At 64.5% G+C, this 19,011-nt stretch carries 14 protein-coding genes; 7 read left to right on the forward strand and 7 right to left on the reverse strand.

Annotated elements, in window-relative coordinates:
* Positions 1-113: 113 nt before the first annotated feature.
* The 6 genes from B0E50_RS10930 to gshB form a co-directional block, all read right to left on the reverse strand.
* Positions 114-1,901, reverse strand: coding sequence for a hypothetical protein (locus B0E50_RS10930; RefSeq protein ID WP_077441372.1), 1,788 nt, complete (start codon positions 1,899-1,901; stop codon positions 114-116).
* Positions 1,902-2,021: 120 nt separating this feature from the next.
* Positions 2,022-2,948 (reverse strand): aspartate carbamoyltransferase catalytic subunit, encoded by a 927-nt coding sequence (locus B0E50_RS10935; RefSeq protein ID WP_077441217.1) that lies wholly within the window; start codon positions 2,946-2,948, stop codon positions 2,022-2,024.
* Positions 2,949-2,981: 33 nt separating this feature from the next.
* Entirely contained in the window at positions 2,982-3,431 is a 450-nt protein-coding gene (ruvX, locus tag B0E50_RS10940) for a Holliday junction resolvase RuvX (RefSeq protein ID WP_077441218.1), read from the reverse strand.
* The gene (locus B0E50_RS10945; protein ID WP_077441219.1) at positions 3,428-3,997 is read right to left on the reverse strand and encodes a YqgE/AlgH family protein; all 570 of its coding nucleotides are present in this window, start codon (positions 3,995-3,997) and stop codon (positions 3,428-3,430) included. Before B0E50_RS10945 ends, ruvX begins: the two co-directional genes overlap by 4 nt.
* A 57-nt stretch (positions 3,998-4,054) precedes the next feature.
* Positions 4,055-4,921 (reverse strand): energy transducer TonB, encoded by an 867-nt coding sequence (locus B0E50_RS10950; RefSeq protein ID WP_077441220.1) that lies wholly within the window; start codon positions 4,919-4,921, stop codon positions 4,055-4,057.
* Positions 4,918-5,895 carry a glutathione synthase gene (gshB, locus tag B0E50_RS10955; protein WP_077441221.1) on the reverse strand — a complete coding sequence of 326 codons (978 nt, stop codon included), beginning with the start codon at positions 5,893-5,895 and terminating at the stop codon, positions 4,918-4,920. Before gshB ends, B0E50_RS10950 begins: the two co-directional genes overlap by 4 nt.
* A gap of 356 nt (positions 5,896-6,251) precedes the next feature.
* On the opposite strand from gshB, the gene B0E50_RS10960 reads away from it, so the two are divergent.
* The 7 genes from B0E50_RS10960 (at position 6,252) to B0E50_RS10990 (ending at position 18,106) form a co-directional block, all read left to right on the forward strand.
* Entirely contained in the window at positions 6,252-6,662 is a 411-nt protein-coding gene (locus tag B0E50_RS10960; RefSeq protein ID WP_305775357.1) for a response regulator, read from the forward strand.
* 22 nt (positions 6,663-6,684) lie between these two features.
* On the forward strand, positions 6,685-7,056 hold the full coding sequence (locus B0E50_RS10965; RefSeq protein ID WP_077441222.1) for a response regulator: 372 nt from the start codon (positions 6,685-6,687) through the stop codon (positions 7,054-7,056).
* Entirely contained in the window at positions 7,053-7,592 is a 540-nt protein-coding gene (locus B0E50_RS10970) for a chemotaxis protein CheW (protein WP_077441223.1), read from the forward strand. The genes B0E50_RS10965 and B0E50_RS10970 overlap by 4 nt, the downstream gene beginning before the upstream one ends.
* Before the next feature lie 132 nt (positions 7,593-7,724).
* Complete coding sequence (locus B0E50_RS10975) at positions 7,725-9,755, forward strand: methyl-accepting chemotaxis protein (protein WP_077441224.1); 2,031 nt, start codon at positions 7,725-7,727, stop codon at positions 9,753-9,755.
* Between the two features lie 74 nt (positions 9,756-9,829).
* Entirely contained in the window at positions 9,830-15,865 is a 6,036-nt protein-coding gene (locus B0E50_RS10980) for an Hpt domain-containing protein (RefSeq protein ID WP_077441225.1), read from the forward strand.
* The gene (locus B0E50_RS10985; RefSeq protein WP_077441226.1) at positions 15,858-17,588 is read left to right on the forward strand and encodes a chemotaxis protein CheB; all 1,731 of its coding nucleotides are present in this window, start codon (positions 15,858-15,860) and stop codon (positions 17,586-17,588) included. Before B0E50_RS10980 ends, B0E50_RS10985 begins: the two co-directional genes overlap by 8 nt.
* Positions 17,585-18,106: a chemotaxis protein CheW gene (locus B0E50_RS10990; protein WP_077441227.1), complete on the forward strand. Its 522-nt coding sequence runs from the start codon at positions 17,585-17,587 to the stop codon at positions 18,104-18,106. Before B0E50_RS10985 ends, B0E50_RS10990 begins: the two co-directional genes overlap by 4 nt.
* A 24-nt stretch (positions 18,107-18,130) precedes the next feature.
* Here B0E50_RS10990 and B0E50_RS10995 read toward each other — a convergent pair whose 3' ends face one another.
* Complete coding sequence (locus tag B0E50_RS10995; protein WP_077441374.1) at positions 18,131-18,865, reverse strand: 16S rRNA (uracil(1498)-N(3))-methyltransferase; 735 nt, start codon at positions 18,863-18,865, stop codon at positions 18,131-18,133.
* Positions 18,866-19,011 lie beyond the last annotated feature (146 nt).

Below are 19,011 nucleotides of genomic sequence, written 5' to 3' on the forward strand. Positions count from 1 at the left end.
TGCGAACGCCAGGTCACGGCGATGTTGGCGGGATGTTCGATATGCAGTCATCGAGCATGAAAAAACCGAGGCGCCGCAGCGCCCCGGTTTCCGGAATCGACCATCGAGACGAATTACTTCAGGACGGTCTGGGTGTTGAACACCATGCCCTCGCTATCGACGTGCATTTCGGCATCGATGCTGTCGACGCGTTCGGCCTGGGCCTTCATCGCAGCGAACTGCGCCTTGGACTGGGCCGCGTTGGCGGCGGCCTGAGTCGCTTCGTCGGAGCTGTCGCCATCGACCGAGGGCTCATCGCTCTTGTTGAGCGCAGCTGTCGCGGCAGCCAGGCTGTCGACCTTCTGTTCCATCAGCTGCAACCAACTCAGATACATCGCGCCGCTCAGGTGCATGCGGGTCATGCGGCCCGCATCGCCGGTGGGATCCTTCAGCGTGTCGGCGAGTTTGGCGTCCTCGCCGGCGCCAATGCCCAGCGCCAGGGCCTTGTCACCCATCGCGATCCACGCCGGCTGGCCCAGGATGGTGAGCATGTCCTTCGGCAGCGGCAGCGGCTTGCCGTCGCTGGTCGGTTTCAGCTGGGCCAGCGCAGGCACCATCATCTGCCCGGTCGCGAGCAGACCGGAAGGATTGTTGCTGCCGAGAACGAGGCGGCCGCTGAAGCCCGGCATGGCGGCGCCCTGGCCGGGAACCAGGGTGTCCAATGCGATGCGCAGGCCGAGTATGTCGCCGAACGGCGGGATGGCCGCCTTCTGCATGGCCGGCCCGAGCTTGGCGAAGCTGTCGTTGAGGTCAGCCAGGGCAGGGCAGCTGAATGGCTTGGCGACCACGGCATCGGCCTGGTCGGACCAGAACGCGCGCAGTTGCGCGATCGGCAGCGCGAGGCTCAGGTCAAACGGTGCGGTACCCGCGCTGCCCAGTCCGGGCAGATCCACCTTGAGGCCGGTGAACGCCTTGCTGATGTCGTCGGCGAGCGCCACGTTGAAGCGAACGTCCTGATGCTTGGTGTCGAGCCGGGTATAGCCAAAGCTGAGAGCTGGTACGCGGGCGGCGATGCGCGCGGCATCCACTGCGCAGTTGGGCGAGGTCTGCAACTGGTTGGCGACCGGCTCGCCGGTCTTGGCGGATTCGGCTTCGGCATGCGCCTTGAGGATCGCGCCGACCAGCGGGTCCTTGCCACCGAGCGCCAGCGGCAGGGCACGGGTCAGATCCAGATCGCCGACCACCCACTTCTGGTAGCCCTTGGCCTTGGCCAGCGTGTCCAGGCGGCCATCGTCCTGCAGGCTCTTCTGCGGCCGATCCAGGCCCAGTGCCTCGCGCAGCATGGCGGGTGTGACATCGGCTGGCAGCAGCGCAGCCACGGCCTGCTTGCCGACCGTGGCCAGGATTATCTCGGTACCCGACGCGGGGAAGGTGTATTTGCGGTAGCTCTGCGTACCGACACTGGCGATATCCAGCTTCTTGCCATAGGCAGTCTCCAGCCGACCGACGAAGCCTTCGAAGGCGTTCGGATCGTTCAGCTGCAGGCGCATGACGGGTGCCAGACCCAGGCCGTAGAACGCCGACAGGCCCTTGATATTCACGCCGGCACCGGCGGCGAAGCTCTCGACCGTCTTGTCCTTGAACTCGGCAGTCAGCGCATGCATCAGACGTGCGCCGTCGGGATCCTTCGCGGCCAGACGATCGGCTGCCGCATTGATCTGGGTCAGCTGGGACGGCAGCTGCGAATCGGCCTGGGCGAGCAGGGCCGTGCGGGTGTCATCATCCAGTACATCCAGATTGGCGACCACGTACGGCGTGTCCGCCGGTACGAAGGCCAGTGGTGCATCCTTGTCCTTGTGCCCGCAGGCCGCCAGCATGGCGCCGGCAAGACTCAGCGCGAAGAATCGCGTCGTCGATCGCATGTTGATCCCCAGAGTGGTGAATGTCACGCGGCATAGTATGCCCGCTTTGATGGTTTGCCGCGGTGCCGCATTCGCGGCCCGGCGGCGATGAATCGAAGGCATTCCGTTGGCGTTGGATGCTCAGCGGGCAAGTACTTCGTTCAGCACGGCCATGCGCACGAAGACGCCGTTGCCGACCTGTTCCAGGATGCGCGACTGCGCACCGTCGGCCACGTCCGGAGCGATCTCGATACCCCGGTTGATCGGTCCGGGATGCATCACCAGGCAACCTTTCCCGGCGCGTGCGAGGCGTCGCTGATCCAGTCCGTAGCGGGCGAAGTAGGCTGCTTCGTCCGGCAGGTCGATCGCCACCATGCGCTCTTTCTGCAGGCGCAGCATGATCACCGCATCGACGCCTTCGATCGCCGCGTCGAAATCGTCGAAGAGCCGGCAATGCGGGAATTCCTCTGCCGCCGGCATCAGGGCCGCTGGCCCGCACAGGCGAATCTGCCGTATGCCCAGCGTGTGCAGCGCATGGATGTCCGAACGTGCCACGCGCGAGTGCTTGATGTCACCGCAGATCAGCACGGTGAGATTATCGAAATCGGGGCGGTGCTGGCGGATCGTCAGCACATCCAGCAGGCCCTGGGTGGGATGCGCGCGGTTGCCGTCGCCGGCGTTGATCACCGAGACACCGCTCATCGCGTGGCGGACCAGTTCGTCCGGTGTGCCCGAGAGCTTGTGGCGTACCACGATAGCATCGAGGTGCATGGCCTCGAGCGTGTGCAGCGTGTCGAACAGTTCCTCGCCCTTGCTTGTGGAGGAGAAGCCGAGGTCGAAGTTGATCACGTCCGCGCCGAGCCGCCGTGCGGCCAGTTCGAACGAGGTGCGCGTGCGGGTGGACGGTTCGAAGAACAGGTTCAGCACGGTGCGCCCGGCCAGCACATCGAGCTTGCGGGTGCCGTGGGCGCAGGCATCGCGCAGCGCCTCGGCGCGATCGAGCAGGCGCTCGATCGTCTCGCGCGGAAGATTTTCCAGGGTGGTCAGGTGGCGCAGGCGAGGGCTCATGGCGGCAGGTCTGGGTGGGATGTGGATGAGAAGTCAGCGATCGGCAACGTCGGCAGGCAAGGCATCGGCGCCACCCAGCCAGCGTTCCACGATGATCGCTGCGGCTTCGGCGTCGATCGTGGCGGCATCGCGGCGTCGCTTGAGTCCGGCGCCGCGAGCCGCGGCGAATCGCAGGGCGGCTTCCTGCGAGCTGTGGCGTTCATCTACCAGCACGACCGGCAGGCCGTAACGCTGCTGCAGTTGGGCGGCGAAACGGCGGGCGTTGCGGCTGGCGGGCTGCTCGGTGCCATCGAGCGTCAGCGGCAGGCCGACGATCAGGGTCTCCGGCAGCCACTCAGTACGCAGGCGATCGAGTTGCTGCCAGTCGGGTTCGCCCTCACGTACCGCAATCGTGGTCAATCCCCGCGCACTGGCGGTGAAGGCATTGCCGATGGCCACACCGGTGAGGCGACTGCCGACATCGAAGCCGAGCACACAACTCATGCGTGGCCCGCGTAGCCGGACAGCTGGCGCGGATCGACTCCGACAAGCCCGGCGGCGGCGCTCCAGCGTTCCTCGAGCGGCGTGTCGAAGACCACCCGGCCGCAGGCTTCGGCGGTCAGCCAGGCATTGGCCATCAGCTCCTGCTCCAGCTGACCGGCATCCCAGCCGGCATAGCCGAGCACCATGATGGCCTGGCGCGGGCCGTCGCCGGCGGCCATCGCCACGAGGATGTCGCGCGAGGTGGTGACCGACCAGTCGGTATTGATGCGATAGCTGGATTCCCAGTCGCCAGGTTCGCGATGCAGTACGAAGCCGCGTTCCTGCTGCACCGGGCCGCCGATCAGCACAGGTGCGTCGGCCAGTTCGCTGTCCGTGCATTCGAGTCGCATCTGCGCCATCACGTCGCCGAAGCGGTATTCGGACAGCTGGTTCACCAGCAGACCGACCGCGCCATCCTCGTCGTGTTGGCACAGCAGGGCCACGCCACGGGAAAACGGCGGTTCCGCCAGGCCCGGCATGGCGATCAAGAAGTGCCCGGTGAGAGTGTTTGGCGCGGTGATGCTCATGCGGCCATTGTAAGCCCCGCCGGCGACAAGTCGCGCTAACGGCAGGTGACGGCGAGGCTATTTGTTGCGCAGCACATCGCCCGGCAGGAATTGCCAGGTGCGGGTGATGTACAGCTCATCCACCTGGGTGTCCGGTGGCAGTGGCGGGAAGGGCGCGGCCAGCCGCACAATGCGTTCGGCGGCGGCGTCCAGCAGGGGCTGGCCGGAACTCTTGATGATGGTGATGCTCTTGATGCTGCCGTCGCGATCGAGCCCGACGGTGAGCAGCAGATCGCCATACAGCTTGCGCCGGCGGGCTTCGTCCGGGTAATTGAGGTTGCCGATCCGCTCCACCCGGTCGGACCAGCCACGCATGTAGCTGGCGTAGACGTATTCCTTCGTGTTGGCCGAGATGAATTTCTTCTTCGGCCGCTTGGCCAGCGCTTCAGTCTGTGCGCGCAGTTCGGCGGCCAGCTGGGCGATCGCCTGCTGTCGCGTCAGTTCGGCGGCGGTGGGGGTCTGATCCTCGGGGTCGACCTGGGTCTGTGCAGTGTCACTGGCGACGCTGAAGTCGGTGGCGCCGCTGGTGGTGACCATTCGGGTCGGCATGGCTTCCCGCGGCTGTGGCGTGGTGGCATCGACCGGTTGTGCCGCCGTGCCCGGGTCGGGTTTGGGCAGCGCTCCGGAGAACATCTGCGAGGGTCGCGCGGCGCGGTCACTTTGGCCGCCGCCGCTGTTGTTGGCCTGGGCCAGGAAATCCGCCTTGTCCGGGGCCTGCTGGTTCGCGACGTTGACCAGGGTCACGTCCAGCGTCGGCAGGCTGGGAGCGGGTTTCACGAAATGAAACGTGATTCCCAACAGCAGCACGCCATGCAGCAGCAGCGAAAACAGCATGGTGGCGCCGATGGGGTTCGGCGCGGTGGAGACAGTGGCAGGGGTGCTCACGCGGTACGCTTTCCGATGACGTGCTGCTCGATGACGTCGAACAACTGACCGGCAATGTTAAGCCCGAACTGGGCGTCCAGCTCACGCACGCAGGTCGGGGATGTGACGTTGATCTCGGTCAGGTAGTCGCCGATCACGTCCAGTCCGACGAACAGCAGGCTACGACGGCGCAGTTCGGGAGCCACTTGGGCCACGATCCAGCGATCGCGTTCGGACAGCGGCACGCCGACGCCACGGCCACCGGCGGCGAGGTTGCCGCGGAACTCGTTGCCCTGCGGGATGCGCGCCAGTGCGTACGGCACCGGTTCGCCATCGATGACCAGGATGCGTTTGTCGCCGGCGGTGATCTCGGGGATGTATTTCTGCGCAATGGTCAGCTGGTGCCCTTCACCATGTGCATCGCCGCCGAGCAGGGTCTCCAGCATCGAATTGAGGTTGCTGTCGCCAGCCTTGACCCGGAAGATGCCACGTCCACCCATGCCGTCCAGCGGTTTCAGCACGACCTCGCCGTGTTCGGCCGCGAAGCGGCGCAGTTCTGCGGCATCACGCGAAACCAGGGTCGGTGCGATGCATTGCGGGAAAATCAGTGCGAACAGCTTCTCGTTGCAGTCGCGCAGCGCGCGCGGGTCGTTGATCACGCTGACGCCGGCGCGCTGGGCGGCTTCCAGCACCATCGTGTCGTAGATGAACTGTGCGTCGACCGGCGGATCCTTGCGCATCAGCACGACGTCGAGTTCCCCGAGATTGCGCCATTGCGCCGGGCCCAGCGTATGCCAGCTTTTCGGATCCTCGCGCACGCTGAGCGGGGCTGTCCGTGCCCATGGCATGCCGTCGCGCAGCGCCAGATCACCCTGTTCGAAGTAATGCAGCGTATGGCCACGCCGCTGGGCTTCCAGCAGCATGGCGAAGCTGGTGTCCTTGGCAATCTTGATCGCACCGATGGGATCCATCAGCACGCCGAGCGAAAGGGGCATTGCGGTTCTCCGTGGGTAGCCTGGGTTACGGGTTGCGCATGCGGGCAGGCGCGGATCGTCAGGCGCCTATAGTAAGTGGGATGGTGATGGGGCGTTTGTGCAGCGGTATCTCGTGCACGACCCGATGCTGTCGCAAGTGGCCCGATGGTGCCACTATGGGTCACTTTGTGAAGCAGCCCGAAGTATTGCTTGACAGTCTCGGCGGGCAGGCAGTAAACAACAAAGCCTTGGATACACTGCCGCAGAGCGGGTATCGGGTGGTTCGTTTCGAAATTTTTTACATGCACACTGTGCGGCATGGCTGTTGCATGTCTTGGTGTCTATCCTGAGCTCGGGCCGGGCCGCAGGGGGGAGTAGTGAATTTGAACGTGAGTGCTAATGGCTTGGCGGGTCTCAAGGTCATGGTGATCGACGACTCCAAGACCATCCGTCGCACGGCGGAAACCTTGCTGAAGAAGGAAGGTTGTGACGTGCTGACGGCTGTTGATGGTTTCGAGGCGCTGGCGAAGATTTCCGACCAGAAGCCCGCCATCATCTTCGTCGACATCATGATGCCGCGGCTGGATGGTTATCAGACCTGCGCGCTGATCAAGAACAATCCGCTTTTCCGTGCTACACCGGTGATCATGCTGAGCTCGAAGGATGGGCTGTTCGACAAGGCCCGCGGGCGCATCGTGGGTGCCGAACAGTATCTGACCAAGCCGTTCACGCGGGACGAACTGCTTGGTGCCATCCATCGCCATGTCAGCACGGTATCGAACCACTGACTGCAGATTCTGAGGGGGACCTGTGGCCAATATTCTCATCATCGACGATTCGCCGACCGACGTGCGCGTGTTCACCACGCTGCTGGAGCGCGCCGGTCATCAGGTTGTCGCTGTCGGAACCGCCGAGGAGGGCATCGAGCGAGCGCGCGCCGAGCTGCCCCACCTCGTCATCATGGACGTGATCATGCCGGGCATGAATGGTTTCCAGGCGACCCGCACCCTGAGTCGCGATCCGGTCACCTCGGCGGTGCCGATCGTGATGATCACCACCAAGTCGATGGAAACCGATCGCGTGTGGGGCCTGCGCCAGGGGGCACGCGCGTTCATCACCAAGCCGGTGAACGAGAAGGAACTGCTGGCCTGCATCAACGATCTGCTGTCGAGCGCGTCATGAACCAGTCCGTCAATCGCACCCCGTTTGAAATCCTGGCCCGCTACGAGCGGTTGTCGCTGGCGCATGCCTCCGACACACGCGACAAGCTGGAGGCGCCCGGGTTGTGGCGTGGCATCGGTTTTCGCGTCGGCGCACGCATGCTGGTCAGCGGCATCGACGAGATCAACGAATTGCTCGCGGTCCCCACACTGACGCCAGTGCCTGGTACCCAGCCATGGCTGCTCGGGGTGGCCAACGTGCGTGGCAACCTGGTGCCGGTGGTTGATTTCGGCCGCTTCCTGTTTGGCGAACGAACCCAGCACTCCGAGCGCACCCGCCTGCTGGTCGTGCGTCAGGGTAGTGGCAGCGTGGCGTTGCTGGTCGACGAGGTGTTCGGCCAGCGAACGGTGGACGAGCAGCAGCGACGCGAGGCCGAGCGCGAGGATGATCCGCGGCTGGTCCGTTTCGTCGAAAACCGCGTGGGCGAGCAGCAGCTGGCGGTTTTCAGCATGAACAGGCTGGTGCGCGCACCGGATTTCCGGCAGGCGGCAGCCTGAGCGGGGCGCGGTTGCGGTAATCGAAGGGCCGGTGCCGAGCGTGGCCGGAGGCTTGAAACGACATTTCCCTGGCCAGCCGCCGCCCGATGATGCGGAGCCGGCAAAGCACTTAGTTAGACGGATGAGGTGAACATGAGCACTACAGGGGGCGTCAGCAGGGAACGGGGTTACACCGCACTCATTGTCCTGCTGCTGATTGCGATTGGTCTTGCGGCGTTCGATTTCTGGCGCTTGAACATCAAGAACGACGAGGACCGCCAGGCCATCGCGCTGACCACCCAGATCCAGGTGCTGTCGCAGCAGACTGCGAAGTTCGCGCTGGAGTCGGCGAGTGGCAACACGGACTCCTTCAAGGAGCTCGAGAGCACCCGTAACTCGATCGATTCGGCCGTGAAGCGGCTGGACAAGGGTGATCCTGCGGGCGGCATGCAGGCCTACGCCGACAACAACGCCACGCCGGCCGGTCGCGCCGTCAGCGCGCTCGATGCCTCGTGGCAGCAGCTCGATGCCGATATCGGCAAGATCCTTTCCAACAAGGCCGTCGTGCTGGACTCCGGACAACGCGCGGACACGCTGTCGCAGCAGATGCCCCTGCTCAACTCGAGCATGGAACAGGTGGTCAACATCCTGCAGCAGCGCAACGGCAGCTCCGAGCAGATGCTGGGCACCTCCCGTCAGATGCTGTCGGCTGACCGCATCATCCGTCGCGTGCAGGAGGTGTTGCAGGGTGGCGACAACGCGCAGTCGGCGGCTGACGGCCTGTCCCGCGATGCGCAGCTGTATGGCAGCGTGCTCAAGGGCCTGATTGAAGGCAATACAGACAGTGGCGTGAAGCCGATTGCCGATGCCAACGCACGCAAGATCCTCACCGACATGGATGCCAGCTGGGCCAAGCTGGCCGACCCGGTGGCCAAGCTGGCGGCGGCGGCGGGCAATATTGCCGACGTGAAGCACGCCGGCAACCAGGCCTCGCTGGATTCGCAGACGGTGCTGTTGCGCGCAAACGACTTGTCCGAGCAGATCGGCAAATTGCCGTTGCGCAGGCTTTTCCCGAACGTGTGGTGGGGTCTGTTCGGCGCGATTGCCGCGGTGGCGTTCGCGCTGCTGCTGGTTATCACCCTGGTGGGCGACCAGCGTCGCCGGTTCGCCAGCAGTACCGAGCTGAACCAGCGCAACCAGGAGGCGATCATGCGCCTGCTGGACGAGATGGGCTCGCTCGCCGAAGGTGACCTGACCGTAAAGACCACCGTGACCGAGGACATCACCGGTGCGATTGCCGACTCGGTGAACTACGCCATCGACGAGCTGCGGTCCCTGGTGACCACCATCAACGAGACCTCCGAGCAGGTGTCGTCGTCGGCGCAGGAAACCCAGACCACCGCGCGCCATCTGGCCAACGCGGCCGAGCAGCAGGCGCAGCAGATCAGTTCGGCGACCTCGGCGATCAACCAGATCGTGAGCTCGATGGACATCGTGTCGAAGGACTCCGCCGAATCGGCCGACGTGGCCGAGCGCTCGGTGAAGATCGCCTCGCATGGCGCCGAAGTGGTGCGCGAGACGATCTCCGGTATGGACTCGATCCGCGACCAGATCCAGGAGACTTCCAAGCGAATCAAGCGCCTGGGTGAATCCTCGCAGGAGATCGGCTCGATCGTGGAACTGATCAACGACATTGCCGAGCAGACCAACATCCTCGCATTGAACGCGGCGATCCAGGCGGCTTCGGCCGGCGAGGCGGGTCGCGGTTTCGCGGTGGTGGCGGACGAAGTGCAGCGACTGGCCGAACGCTCGACCAGCGCGACCAAGCGAATCGAGACGCTGGTGCAGACGATTCAGTCCGATACCAACGAGGCGGTGAACTCGATGGAGCAGACCACCGCCGAGGTGGTGGCCGGTGCACGCAAGGCGGAGGATGCCGGCAGTGCGCTGGGTGACATCGAGCGCGTGTCGCACGATCTGTCGGCGCTGATTCAGAACATCTCCAGCGCGGCGCGTCAGCAGTCCGCGGCGGCGACCGATATTTCGCATTCGATGAACGCGATTCAGGAAATTACTTCGCAGACCTCGCAGGGTGCGAGCCAGACGGCCGACTCGATCGGTACGCTGGCGCAGCTGGCGAGTGATCTGCGGCGCTCGGTGGCGCACTTCAAGCTGCCGGGTTGACATCGGAATTTATGACGGGGGGCAGTCTCGTTGGTTGCGTGATGCCTGCGTTGCGCAACCGTTGAGAGAGGCGCATGAGACTTCAAGACCACATCGATTTCACCACCCTCCAGTGGGTCAAGCCGGAGCTCGACGATACCTTGTCGAACGCCCGCGAAGCCCTGGAGTCCTACGTCGACAATCCGGGCAAGCGCGACTTCATGCGCACCTGCGCGGACTATCTGCATCAGGTGCACGGCACTTTGCGGATGGTCGAGTTGTATGGCGCCGCGATGGTGAGCGCAGAGATGGAAACACTATCCATCGCGCTGCTTGAGGAGCATGTAACCCATCGAGAAGAAGCCTATGCCGCGCTGATGCGTGGTCTGATGCAGCTGCCGGATTACCTCGAGCGCCTGTCAAGCGGTCATCGCGATGTGCCGGTGGTGTTGTTGCCGCTGCTCAACGACCTGCGCGCCAGCCGGGATCAGGAGCCGCTGCCCGAGTCGGCGATGTTCCATCCCAATCTCGACGCGTTCCTGCCGGAGCAGGCACCGGCAGCGATGAGCGAGGCGTATGCCGAGGCGCATCGTGGCGAACTGGTGGATCTGCGTCTGCGCTTCCAGCAACAGCTGCTGGGCTGGTTCCGTGGGCAGAATGCCGCGCAGCAACTGGTCGGCATGCGCAAGACCCTGCTGGCGATCACTGCACGCTGCCATCACGTGCATGGCCGCCGCCTGTGGTGGATTGCCGCCGGCGTGCTGGAAGGCCTGGAGCAGGGCGCACTCAAGGGTCAGTCCGGTGAAATACGCCAGCTGATCGGCAAGGTTGACCGCAACATCCGTCTGCTGATCGAACAGGGCGAGAACAGCCTGCGCGGCGGCGAAGCGGACGAGGTGGCCTGCAAGCTGCTCTATATCGTGGCCCAGGCCAAGCAGCGCAGTCCGCAGATGGAACTGCTGCGCACGACCTATGCTCTGGACAGTCTGTTGCCGGGTGCCAGCGAGCTGGAGCATGCCCGTGGCTCGATGTCCGGGCACAATCGCGCGCTGCTCGATTCGGTATCGCGTGCCCTGAAGGACGATCTGCTGCGCGTCAAGGAAGCGCTCGACCTGTTCCTGCGTCAGCAGGACGGCGATCCGGCACAGCTGGCTACGCAAGGTGAAGTGCTCGAACGCGTTGGCGACACGCTGGGCATGCTGGCGCTGGCGGTACCGCGTCGCGTGATCAATGAACAGCGGCGGGTACTCGACGAGATCGCGAACCGCCTGCGTACGGCCGACGAAGACACCCTTCTCGACGTGGCGGGGGCCCTGCTGTATGTCGAGGCCTCGCTGGACGATCACATCGAGAGCCTGGGCTCGGAGGACGAATCAACGGCGGGCTCCCCCGCGCACGGGTTGCCGCGTACCGAAGCGCTGGGTGTCGTCACGACCCTGATGCAGGAGGCGATCAGCAATACCAGCAAGGTCAAGGATGCGATCGTTGCCTTCGTCGAGTCTGGCTGGGAGCACAATCGTCTCGCCGGCACACCGGTCCTGATGGATGAAGTGGCTGGTGCCATGCGCATGCTGTCCGCCACACGCTCGGCTGAACTGGCGGAAGGCGTCGGCCGTTTCGTCGGTTACGAATTGCTGGAAGACCGGCGCGTGCCCAGTGGCGCGCAAATGGATCATCTGGCCGATGCCCTCGCGGCGCTGGAGTATTACCTTGAGGCTGCGCGGGAGCACCGCGGCGGGCTGGAACATATTCTCGACGTGGCCGAGCACAGTCTCGGTTTGCTCGGTTACTGGCCATTGCCGGCGGTGCGTGAACCGTCCGCGGCGACGTCTGCAGCCCCTGAGGTGAAGGCAGACAGCGATGCTGTCTTCGAACACGAGCAGCATCCGGAACTTTCCGAGTCCGTCAGTCTGCTCCCGGGGGATGACCTGGGGCATCTGTTCATCGGTGCCGCGGTGCCGCACGAAACCCCTGTCCACAACCTCGATGGACTGCGACTTGCGCAGACCGAGGCGACCACGCCCGCCACACTCGAAGGTGATGCGCCGGATCTGCCGGACGGCGACTGGATCGAGATCGAGGAAGAGGTCTTTGAACAGGCGCCAGTGCGCGATGCACTCGCGGCCAATACCCACTTCAATGCGAATGCGGAAGGCATCGACGACGATATCCGCGAGATCTTCCTCGAGGAAATGCAGGAGGAAATCGAGAGCTTGCGTGGCGCCGAGCAGGTCTGGCTGACTGACCCGACCCAGCATTCCTCGCTCGTCGGCATTCGCCGCTCGTTCCATACCCTGAAGGGTTCCGGTCGCCTGGTGGGCGCTGGCGTGCTCGGCGAATTCGCGTGGAAAGTCGAGGACATGCTCAACCGGGTGCTGGACAACACGATCCAGCCTCATGAAGGCATGCAGGCCGTGGTGCGGCACGCCATCGATGCACTGCCGCAGCTGCTGGCGGCGCTCAAGGGTGACGGTGAGCCGACTGCACCACTCAGCGCCATCATGAAGGCTGCCGAGCAAGTCGCCGCCGGTCAGCCGGCGCGAGTGGAGGATTACACCTCGGCTGCCACTGAAACGGTGCGTCGCGTGGTTCGCCGGCGTGTACCGCGACTCGATCAGGTCGCGCAAGCCGTGCCGGAAGCGGGTGTGACCGATGCCCACAGCGCAACCGCCGAGCATGAAACCGCCGCACCGACGTTTGTTATCGCCATGCCGGTGATGCCGGCAGTCGATCCGGTGCTGCTGGAGATCCTGCGCAGCGAGGTCGCGCAATACCTGCAAACCATTCGTGCCGCGATTCATCGCGGCGGCAGCGAACTGCCGATTGGCGAAGAACTGCTGCGTGCAGTGCATACGCTGCATGGCGCCATCGCGATGGTCGACATTCCGCTGCTGACCCAGCTGTTGTCGCCGCTGGAAGGCCTGTTCAAGCGGCTGCGTGCGGCCAATCTGCCACTGCCGGCCGATGGCGTGCGTCTGCTCGGCCAGTCGGTTGACGCAGTCGATCATGTGATGGGCCAGTTCGATGTGGCTGAACCGCAACTGCCCAACGTGGATGCGCTGACGGCACAGATTATCGCCATGCGTGACCACTATCCCGAATCGCAGGTGGCGCATGTGGTTTTCGAGCCGCATCCAGGCGAGGCGGAACCGACAGTGGAAACCGTCGCCCCGACGCATGCCGGAGGCGATGTAGCGACAACGGCCGCCGTATCGGACGGCAGTATGGAGCGGCTCGCAGCTGAACCATCGGATGCGGGAGACGCCGGGACGTCCTCGGATATCGACCGGCCAACGGAGGTTCATCCGGACGATGCCCACCATGCCGAGCTGGCTGCCGAGCTGGTCGCTGCCCTTGGCGCATTCGAGCCGGCAGCGGCTGCGGCCGAACAGGCGGCTGCCGAGAAGGCGGCAGAAGAGGCGAGGCACGCTGAAGCCGAGAAACGCGCGGCAGAGCAGGCTGCGGCAGAAAAGATTGAAGCCGAGCGGCTGGCTGCCGAGCAGGCTGCCGCAGAGCAAGCCGCAGCGGAGCAGGCTGCGGCAGAAAAAGCCGAAGCAGAAAAGCTTGAAGGGGAACGGTTGGCTGCCGAGAAGCTGGCTGCCGAGCATGCCGCTGCGAAACAATCGGCAGCGGAGCAAGCTGAAGCAGAACAGGCAGCTGCGCATGCGGCTGGCGTCCGCGAAGCGGTGGAGGCCGATGCCGCGCCGGGGCACGAGTCGCTCCACGCGCTTGCGGGGGCGGGCCTGATCGATGCCGACCTGCTCGAAGTGTTTCTCGACGAGGCACGCGAAATCCTCGATCACGCCGATGGCGTGCTGGCGCATTGGCATGCCGAGCCGGCCGAACTTGCCCATGTGGCGGAATTGCAGCGTGACCTGCATACGCTCAAGGGTGGTGCGCGGATTGCCGGGTTGTCGTCGGTGGGCGACCTCACCCACGCGATCGAAACACTGCTCGAGAAGCCGATTCGCGATGCGGAAAAGACCGGCCCGCTGATTGCTGCGCTGGAAGCGAGTTTCGACCAGCTGCATGCATTGACCCAGCAGGTATCGCAAGGCCAGTTGCCCGACTACCCGCAGGCCACGATCGACCGCCTGCTGGAGATGGCTGGCGAGCACGTCCTCGCCGAAGACGACGCACCGGCAACCGCCATGTTGCCGGTATCGATGCAGACGCCGGTGGTGCGATCCGTTGCAGCTCCGGTGGTATCAGCTTTGCCGGAAGGCCTGGAATTGCCCGAGCTGTTGCCGGAAGAGGAAGAAGAAATTCGTTCTCCCCAGGAACAGATTCGCGTCCGCGCCGACCTGCTGGACAACCTGGTCAACCATGCAGGCGAGGTGGCCATCTACCGTTCGCGCCTCGAACAGCAGGTCGCCGGCTACCGCTTCAACCTGGTCGAGCTGGAACAGACCGTGGCACGTCTGCGCAGCCAGCTGCGCATGCTGGAGATCGAGACCGAGGCGCAGATCATCGCGCGCTTCCAGCGCGAGCATCGCGAAGCGGGCATGGCGGCTTTCGATCCGCTCGAGCTCGATCGTTACTCGCAGCTACAGCAATACTCGCGTGCCCTGGCCGAGTCAGTTTCCGATCTGGTGTCGATCCAGAGCATGCTCGACGAACTGACCCGGCAGGCGGAGACCCTGCTGATCCAGCAGTCACGGGTCAGTACCGAACTGCAGGACGGTCTGCTGCGCACGCGCATGCTGCCGTTCGACACGATGGTGCCGAACCTGCGTCGCACCCTTCGACAGGCAGCCCAGGAGCAGGGCAAGAGCGCCCAGTTGTACGTCGATGGTGCCCACGGCGAGATGGATCGCAACCTGCTTGACCGCATCAAGGCGCCGTTCGAGCACATGTTGCGCAATGCGATTGCGCACGGCATCGAGACCCCGGCCGAACGCCGCAAGGCGGGCAAGCCGGCGGAAGGTTCGGTGCACATCCAGGTCGCACGCGAGGCCACCGAAGTGGTGATCCGGGTCAGCGACGATGGCCGTGGCCTGAACCGCGAGGCGATCCGCAAGCGGGGCATCGAACGCGGCCTGCTGCGTGCCGACATCAAGCCGACCGACAACCAGCTGCTTTCGTTGATCACCCAGCCAGGTTTCTCCACCGCGAGCAAGGTCACCCAGCTGGCCGGCCGCGGTGTGGGCATGGATGTGGTGGCGAACGAGATCAAGCAGCTCGGTGGTTCGCTGTCGATCGATTCGGAGGAGGGCAAGGGCAGTACCTTCGTCCTGCGCCTGCCGTTCACGCTCGCCGTGACTCAGGCCATCCTGGTGCGCATCGGCGAGGCGACGTTCGCGATTCCGATGACCTCGGTGCAGGGCGTGGCACGGGTCAATCCGGCCGATCTGGCGACCCTGCTGGCCGAGGAGGAGCCCTCGTTCAAGTACGGCAACGAAGACTACGGTATCCACGACCTGGCCGAACTGCTGGGCTTGCCGCCCGGGTTGCTGCCCGAGGGCGAGCAGCAGCCGCTGCTGCTTACCCGCGCAGGTGATCTGCGTGCGGCGATCCGCATCGACGCCGTGCTCGGCTCGCGCGAGATTGTGGTCAAGTCGGTCGGTCCGCAGATCAGTTCGGTGCCGGGCCTGCTCGGTGCCACCATCATGGGCGATGGTTCGGTGCTGATCATTCTGGATCTGGCGCCGCTGGTCCGCCATGGCATCACGCGTCGCATCCAGCGTCTTTCCGACGGCCTCAGCGCGGTGCAGGCACCGGTGATCGAGGAAGTCCGGACACGTCCGCTGGTGATGGTGGTGGACGATTCGATCACCATGCGCAAGGTCACCAGCCGCGTGCTGGAACGTCACGAATACGAAGTCAGCACGGCCAAGGATGGTGTCGACGCGGTGGAGAAACTGCACGAGCGCGTGCCGGATCTGATGCTGCTCGATATCGAGATGCCGCGCATGGACGGCTACGAGCTGGCGACGCACATGAAGGCCGATCCGCGGTTGCGCAACGTGCCGATCATCATGATCACCTCACGCAGCGGCGACAAGCATCGCCAGCGGGCATTCGATATCGGTGTCGACCGCTATCTCGGCAAGCCGTATCAGGAAGCCGAGCTGCTGGTGCAGATCAACGAGGTACTGGAGCAGCGGGCGGCGGAGCCTGTTCATGACTGACATGACGCCGGCGATTGCGCTGCTGTTTGATGATACCGAGCTGGGTGGTCAATTGCGCAACGCCCTGCATGTGCGGGGCGCCCGGATTGTTCACGAGGGCGGCGTTTCCAGTCTCGACCGGGCGTTGCTGCATCAGGTCGGCGCCGATGTGCTGGTAGTCAACCTGGATGACAGTGCCGACGATGCGCTCGATCATCTGTACGAGCTGATCGATGGGGATCGGCCGCGGGTGGTATTCAACGACGCGCAGGCCAGCCGCAGCCTCTCAGGCTGGGATCGTGCACGCTGGGCTCGGCATCTGGCGGTCAAGGTGCTGGCGGCAGGTGATATCGATCCACCGCGTCCGCAGGATGCCCGCGGTATCGAGGCACCGTCGTCGGCCGAATCGGTCGAACCTGTCCTGGTTGTGGCTCAAGTTCCGGTCGAGACAGCGGTTGTTGCGGAAACGCCGATTGCACCATCGGCTGCCGAGGTCGAAGTCCCCACCCCTGCCGAACATGAAACGACGTTGCCAGAGCCGGATTTCCTGTCACATGCCGAGCTGGATGACGAGCACGAGAAGGTAGCCACCGCCGAGTCGGAAAGCCTGGCGGCGGAACTTGAGGCGTTGCTGGCGTCCGGTGAGTTGCCGGCCAGCGACGAGGACGAGCCTGGCCCCGGCTTGCGCTTCAGTGCCAATGAGGAACTGCCGCCGCTGCATGACGGCAATTTCGGTGTGTCGCCGGTGACAGCGGATATGCAGGTCATCCATCACGATGTTTCGTCCGGCGCTACCACGCATGCCGAGTTGCCGCAGGCAGCCGCCCTGCATTTTGGCAATCTGCAACTTGAATCACCTGCCGATCCGTCGATCGTGACCACGCCTGCGTCGGCAGACGAACCCGTTCTCGCCGCCAAGGCCGCCGTGGCCGCCCGTGCGCCCGACAACTGGGCGCTGCTGGATGACGAGGCATTGCTCACCGAATCTGCCAGGCCTGACGCTGCTGAATTCGGCATCGAGAAACTGAGTGCGGCGGATTTCCTCGCGCCGGATGTCGAGCCGGTAGCGCAGGGAATCGAGCCGGTCATGAGTCTGGAGCTGGTGTCGATCGAGGAAGCGATCGCCCCGAAACAATACGTGCATGAGCATGAGATGGTGCTCGATGAACCGGGCAGTGCGCTGAGCCGACTCGTGCTGCTGGGCGCTGCAGTCAGCGGCGTGGATTCCGTCTGCGACTTCCTTGCTGCGTTGCCGTCGAGCTCGAAGCTGACCTTTCTGCATACCCAGCATCTGACCGAGCAGCAGTCGGACGCTGCGCTGGTGGAGCGGCTCGCTGCGCATTGCCCGCTGCCGGTGAAGCTGGCTGTGCAAGGTGGTCGCGCCACACAGGGTGAAGTGCTGGTCGTTCCCGCAGGACGGCAGGTACAACTTCGTCGCGACGGCAGGATCGAATTGCAGACGATCGTTTCGGACCAGCCACAAGGTACGTCGATCGATGCCAGTTTCACCATGGCGGCAAATGCGTTTGGTCGCGATGCCGTGGCCATCGTGTTCGCGGGCCGGGGCAACGACGCCGTTGCCGGCGCGCAGGCGATCCATGACCGCAATGGCCAGGTCTGGGTTGAGTCGTCGTCCGGCGAGCATTTCGCCGATATGGTCAGCGGCATCTTTGCCGAACGACTGGTCAGTTTTTCCGGTACGCCGTCCGAGCTGGCGGCGCATCTGATCGAGGTGTTTCCATGAGTGATCCGCTGCCGCGTGAAATCCGTTGCGTGCTGGTGCCGGTCGGCAACCAGCGTCTGCTGCTGCCCAATGCCACCATCGCCGAGGTGATTACCCAGAGCAGGCCCGAGCCGGTGGCTGATGCTCCGCACTGGTTGCTCGGGCGCATCGCCTGGCGCGGCTGGCGTGTACCGCTGGTGTCATTCACGCAACTGGCTGGCACGGAAGAAGGCGATGCCGAACTGAGCGTGCGCGTGGCTGTGCTGAAGGCGCTCGGTGGCAATCCCAGACTGCCGTTCATCGCCGTATTGACGCAGGGCTTCCCGCGCCTGACCACGCTGAACGCCGAGTTGATCATTCCTACACACGACGGCAGCGAACTGCCGCCAGGCGTGCGGGCACAGGTACTGGTGCGCGACGACGTCGCGATGATTCCCGATATGGAATGGATCGAAGCCGAACTGCTCGGTCTGCTCGAGGGCGGCGACGCGGTTGAGCCAGCCGAGGCACCCGGGTCGCTGCTCGACAGCGAAGACTGAAAACAGACTTGTATCGGCGATGGTCTAGCCGTCGCCGTGCAATGCCTGCAGTGCCGCCAGTGCGGCCAGACCTGCCGTTTCCGTGCGCAGGATGCGTGGCCCCAGTCGCAGCCTGTCAAAGCCGGCAGCGGTCAATGCGTTGATATCGCGTTCACCCAGACCGCCTTCCGGACCCACCACCAGCAAGCCGCCGTCCGCGGCAAAGCGCAGTTCACGGGATGAACGTGTTGCTTCCGGCAGCAGGGCCAGCCGCAACGCACCGTCCTCGGCCAGACTTTCCAGCCATGTTGGCAACGGCAGTGCCGGCATGATCTCGGGCAGCCGCGCGCGGCCGCTCTGTTCGCAGGCACTCGCCGCTACTGCACGCCAGTGTGTCAGTCGCTTTTCCGCACGGGTGGCGTCCAGCTTCACCTCCGAGCGTTCGGTCAGCAATGGCACGATGCGTACCACACCGAGTTCGGTGGCCTTCTGCACGATCAGGTCCATCTTTTCGCCACGGGCGACGCCTTGCGCCAGGGTCAGCGGCAGCGGCGATTCGTTGGCGAGGGTTTGCCGCGCATTCACCTGGACCACGACTTCGCGCTTGCCGACGGCCTGGATCGTCGCCGGATAATCGTTGCCATCGCCATTGAACAGGGTCAGCGAATCGCCAGTGGTCAGGCGCAATACCCGCGCCACGTGCTCGCCAGCCTGTACCGGCAACGCCAGTTCGGCATCGAGGGCAAGCGGCAGATCGACATGGATACGGATGATGCGCATGCGGGCGTCGCGGTCGTGCAAAAGCAGAAGCATAGCGGAGGTTACGGCGCTTCAGAGCACAAGCTAGCGGTGGCTGGCGGCTAGCTGAATGCCGGCGAGATGCCCGCATCGCAATCCTTGCTTGCCAGCGGCCATCGGGGGAGGAT

The sequence above is a fragment of the Rhodanobacter sp. C01 genome (assembly GCF_002001045.1).
Classification (GTDB): domain Bacteria; phylum Pseudomonadota; class Gammaproteobacteria; order Xanthomonadales; family Rhodanobacteraceae; genus Rhodanobacter.

Coding starts and splice junctions, on each gene's coding strand:
- B0E50_RS10930 (WP_077441372.1), bottom strand. CDS start 1,901: ATGCGATCGACGACGCGATTCTTCGCGCTGAGTCTTGCCGGCGCCATG.
- B0E50_RS10935 (WP_077441217.1), bottom strand. CDS start 2,948: ATGAGCCCTCGCCTGCGCCACCTGACCACCCTGGAAAATCTTCCGCGC.
- ruvX (WP_077441218.1), bottom strand. CDS start 3,431: ATGAGTTGTGTGCTCGGCTTCGATGTCGGCAGTCGCCTCACCGGTGTG.
- B0E50_RS10945 (WP_077441219.1), bottom strand. CDS start 3,997: ATGAGCATCACCGCGCCAAACACTCTCACCGGGCACTTCTTGATCGCC.
- gshB (WP_077441221.1), bottom strand. CDS start 5,895: ATGCCCCTTTCGCTCGGCGTGCTGATGGATCCCATCGGTGCGATCAAG.
- B0E50_RS10970 (WP_077441223.1), top strand. CDS start 7,053: ATGAACCAGTCCGTCAATCGCACCCCGTTTGAAATCCTGGCCCGCTAC.
- B0E50_RS10975 (WP_077441224.1), top strand. CDS start 7,725: ATGAGCACTACAGGGGGCGTCAGCAGGGAACGGGGTTACACCGCACTC.
- B0E50_RS10980 (WP_077441225.1), top strand. CDS start 9,830: ATGAGACTTCAAGACCACATCGATTTCACCACCCTCCAGTGGGTCAAG.
- B0E50_RS10985 (WP_077441226.1), top strand. CDS start 15,858: ATGACTGACATGACGCCGGCGATTGCGCTGCTGTTTGATGATACCGAG.
- B0E50_RS10990 (WP_077441227.1), top strand. CDS start 17,585: ATGAGTGATCCGCTGCCGCGTGAAATCCGTTGCGTGCTGGTGCCGGTC.
- B0E50_RS10995 (WP_077441374.1), bottom strand. CDS start 18,865: ATGCGCATCATCCGTATCCATGTCGATCTGCCGCTTGCCCTCGATGCC.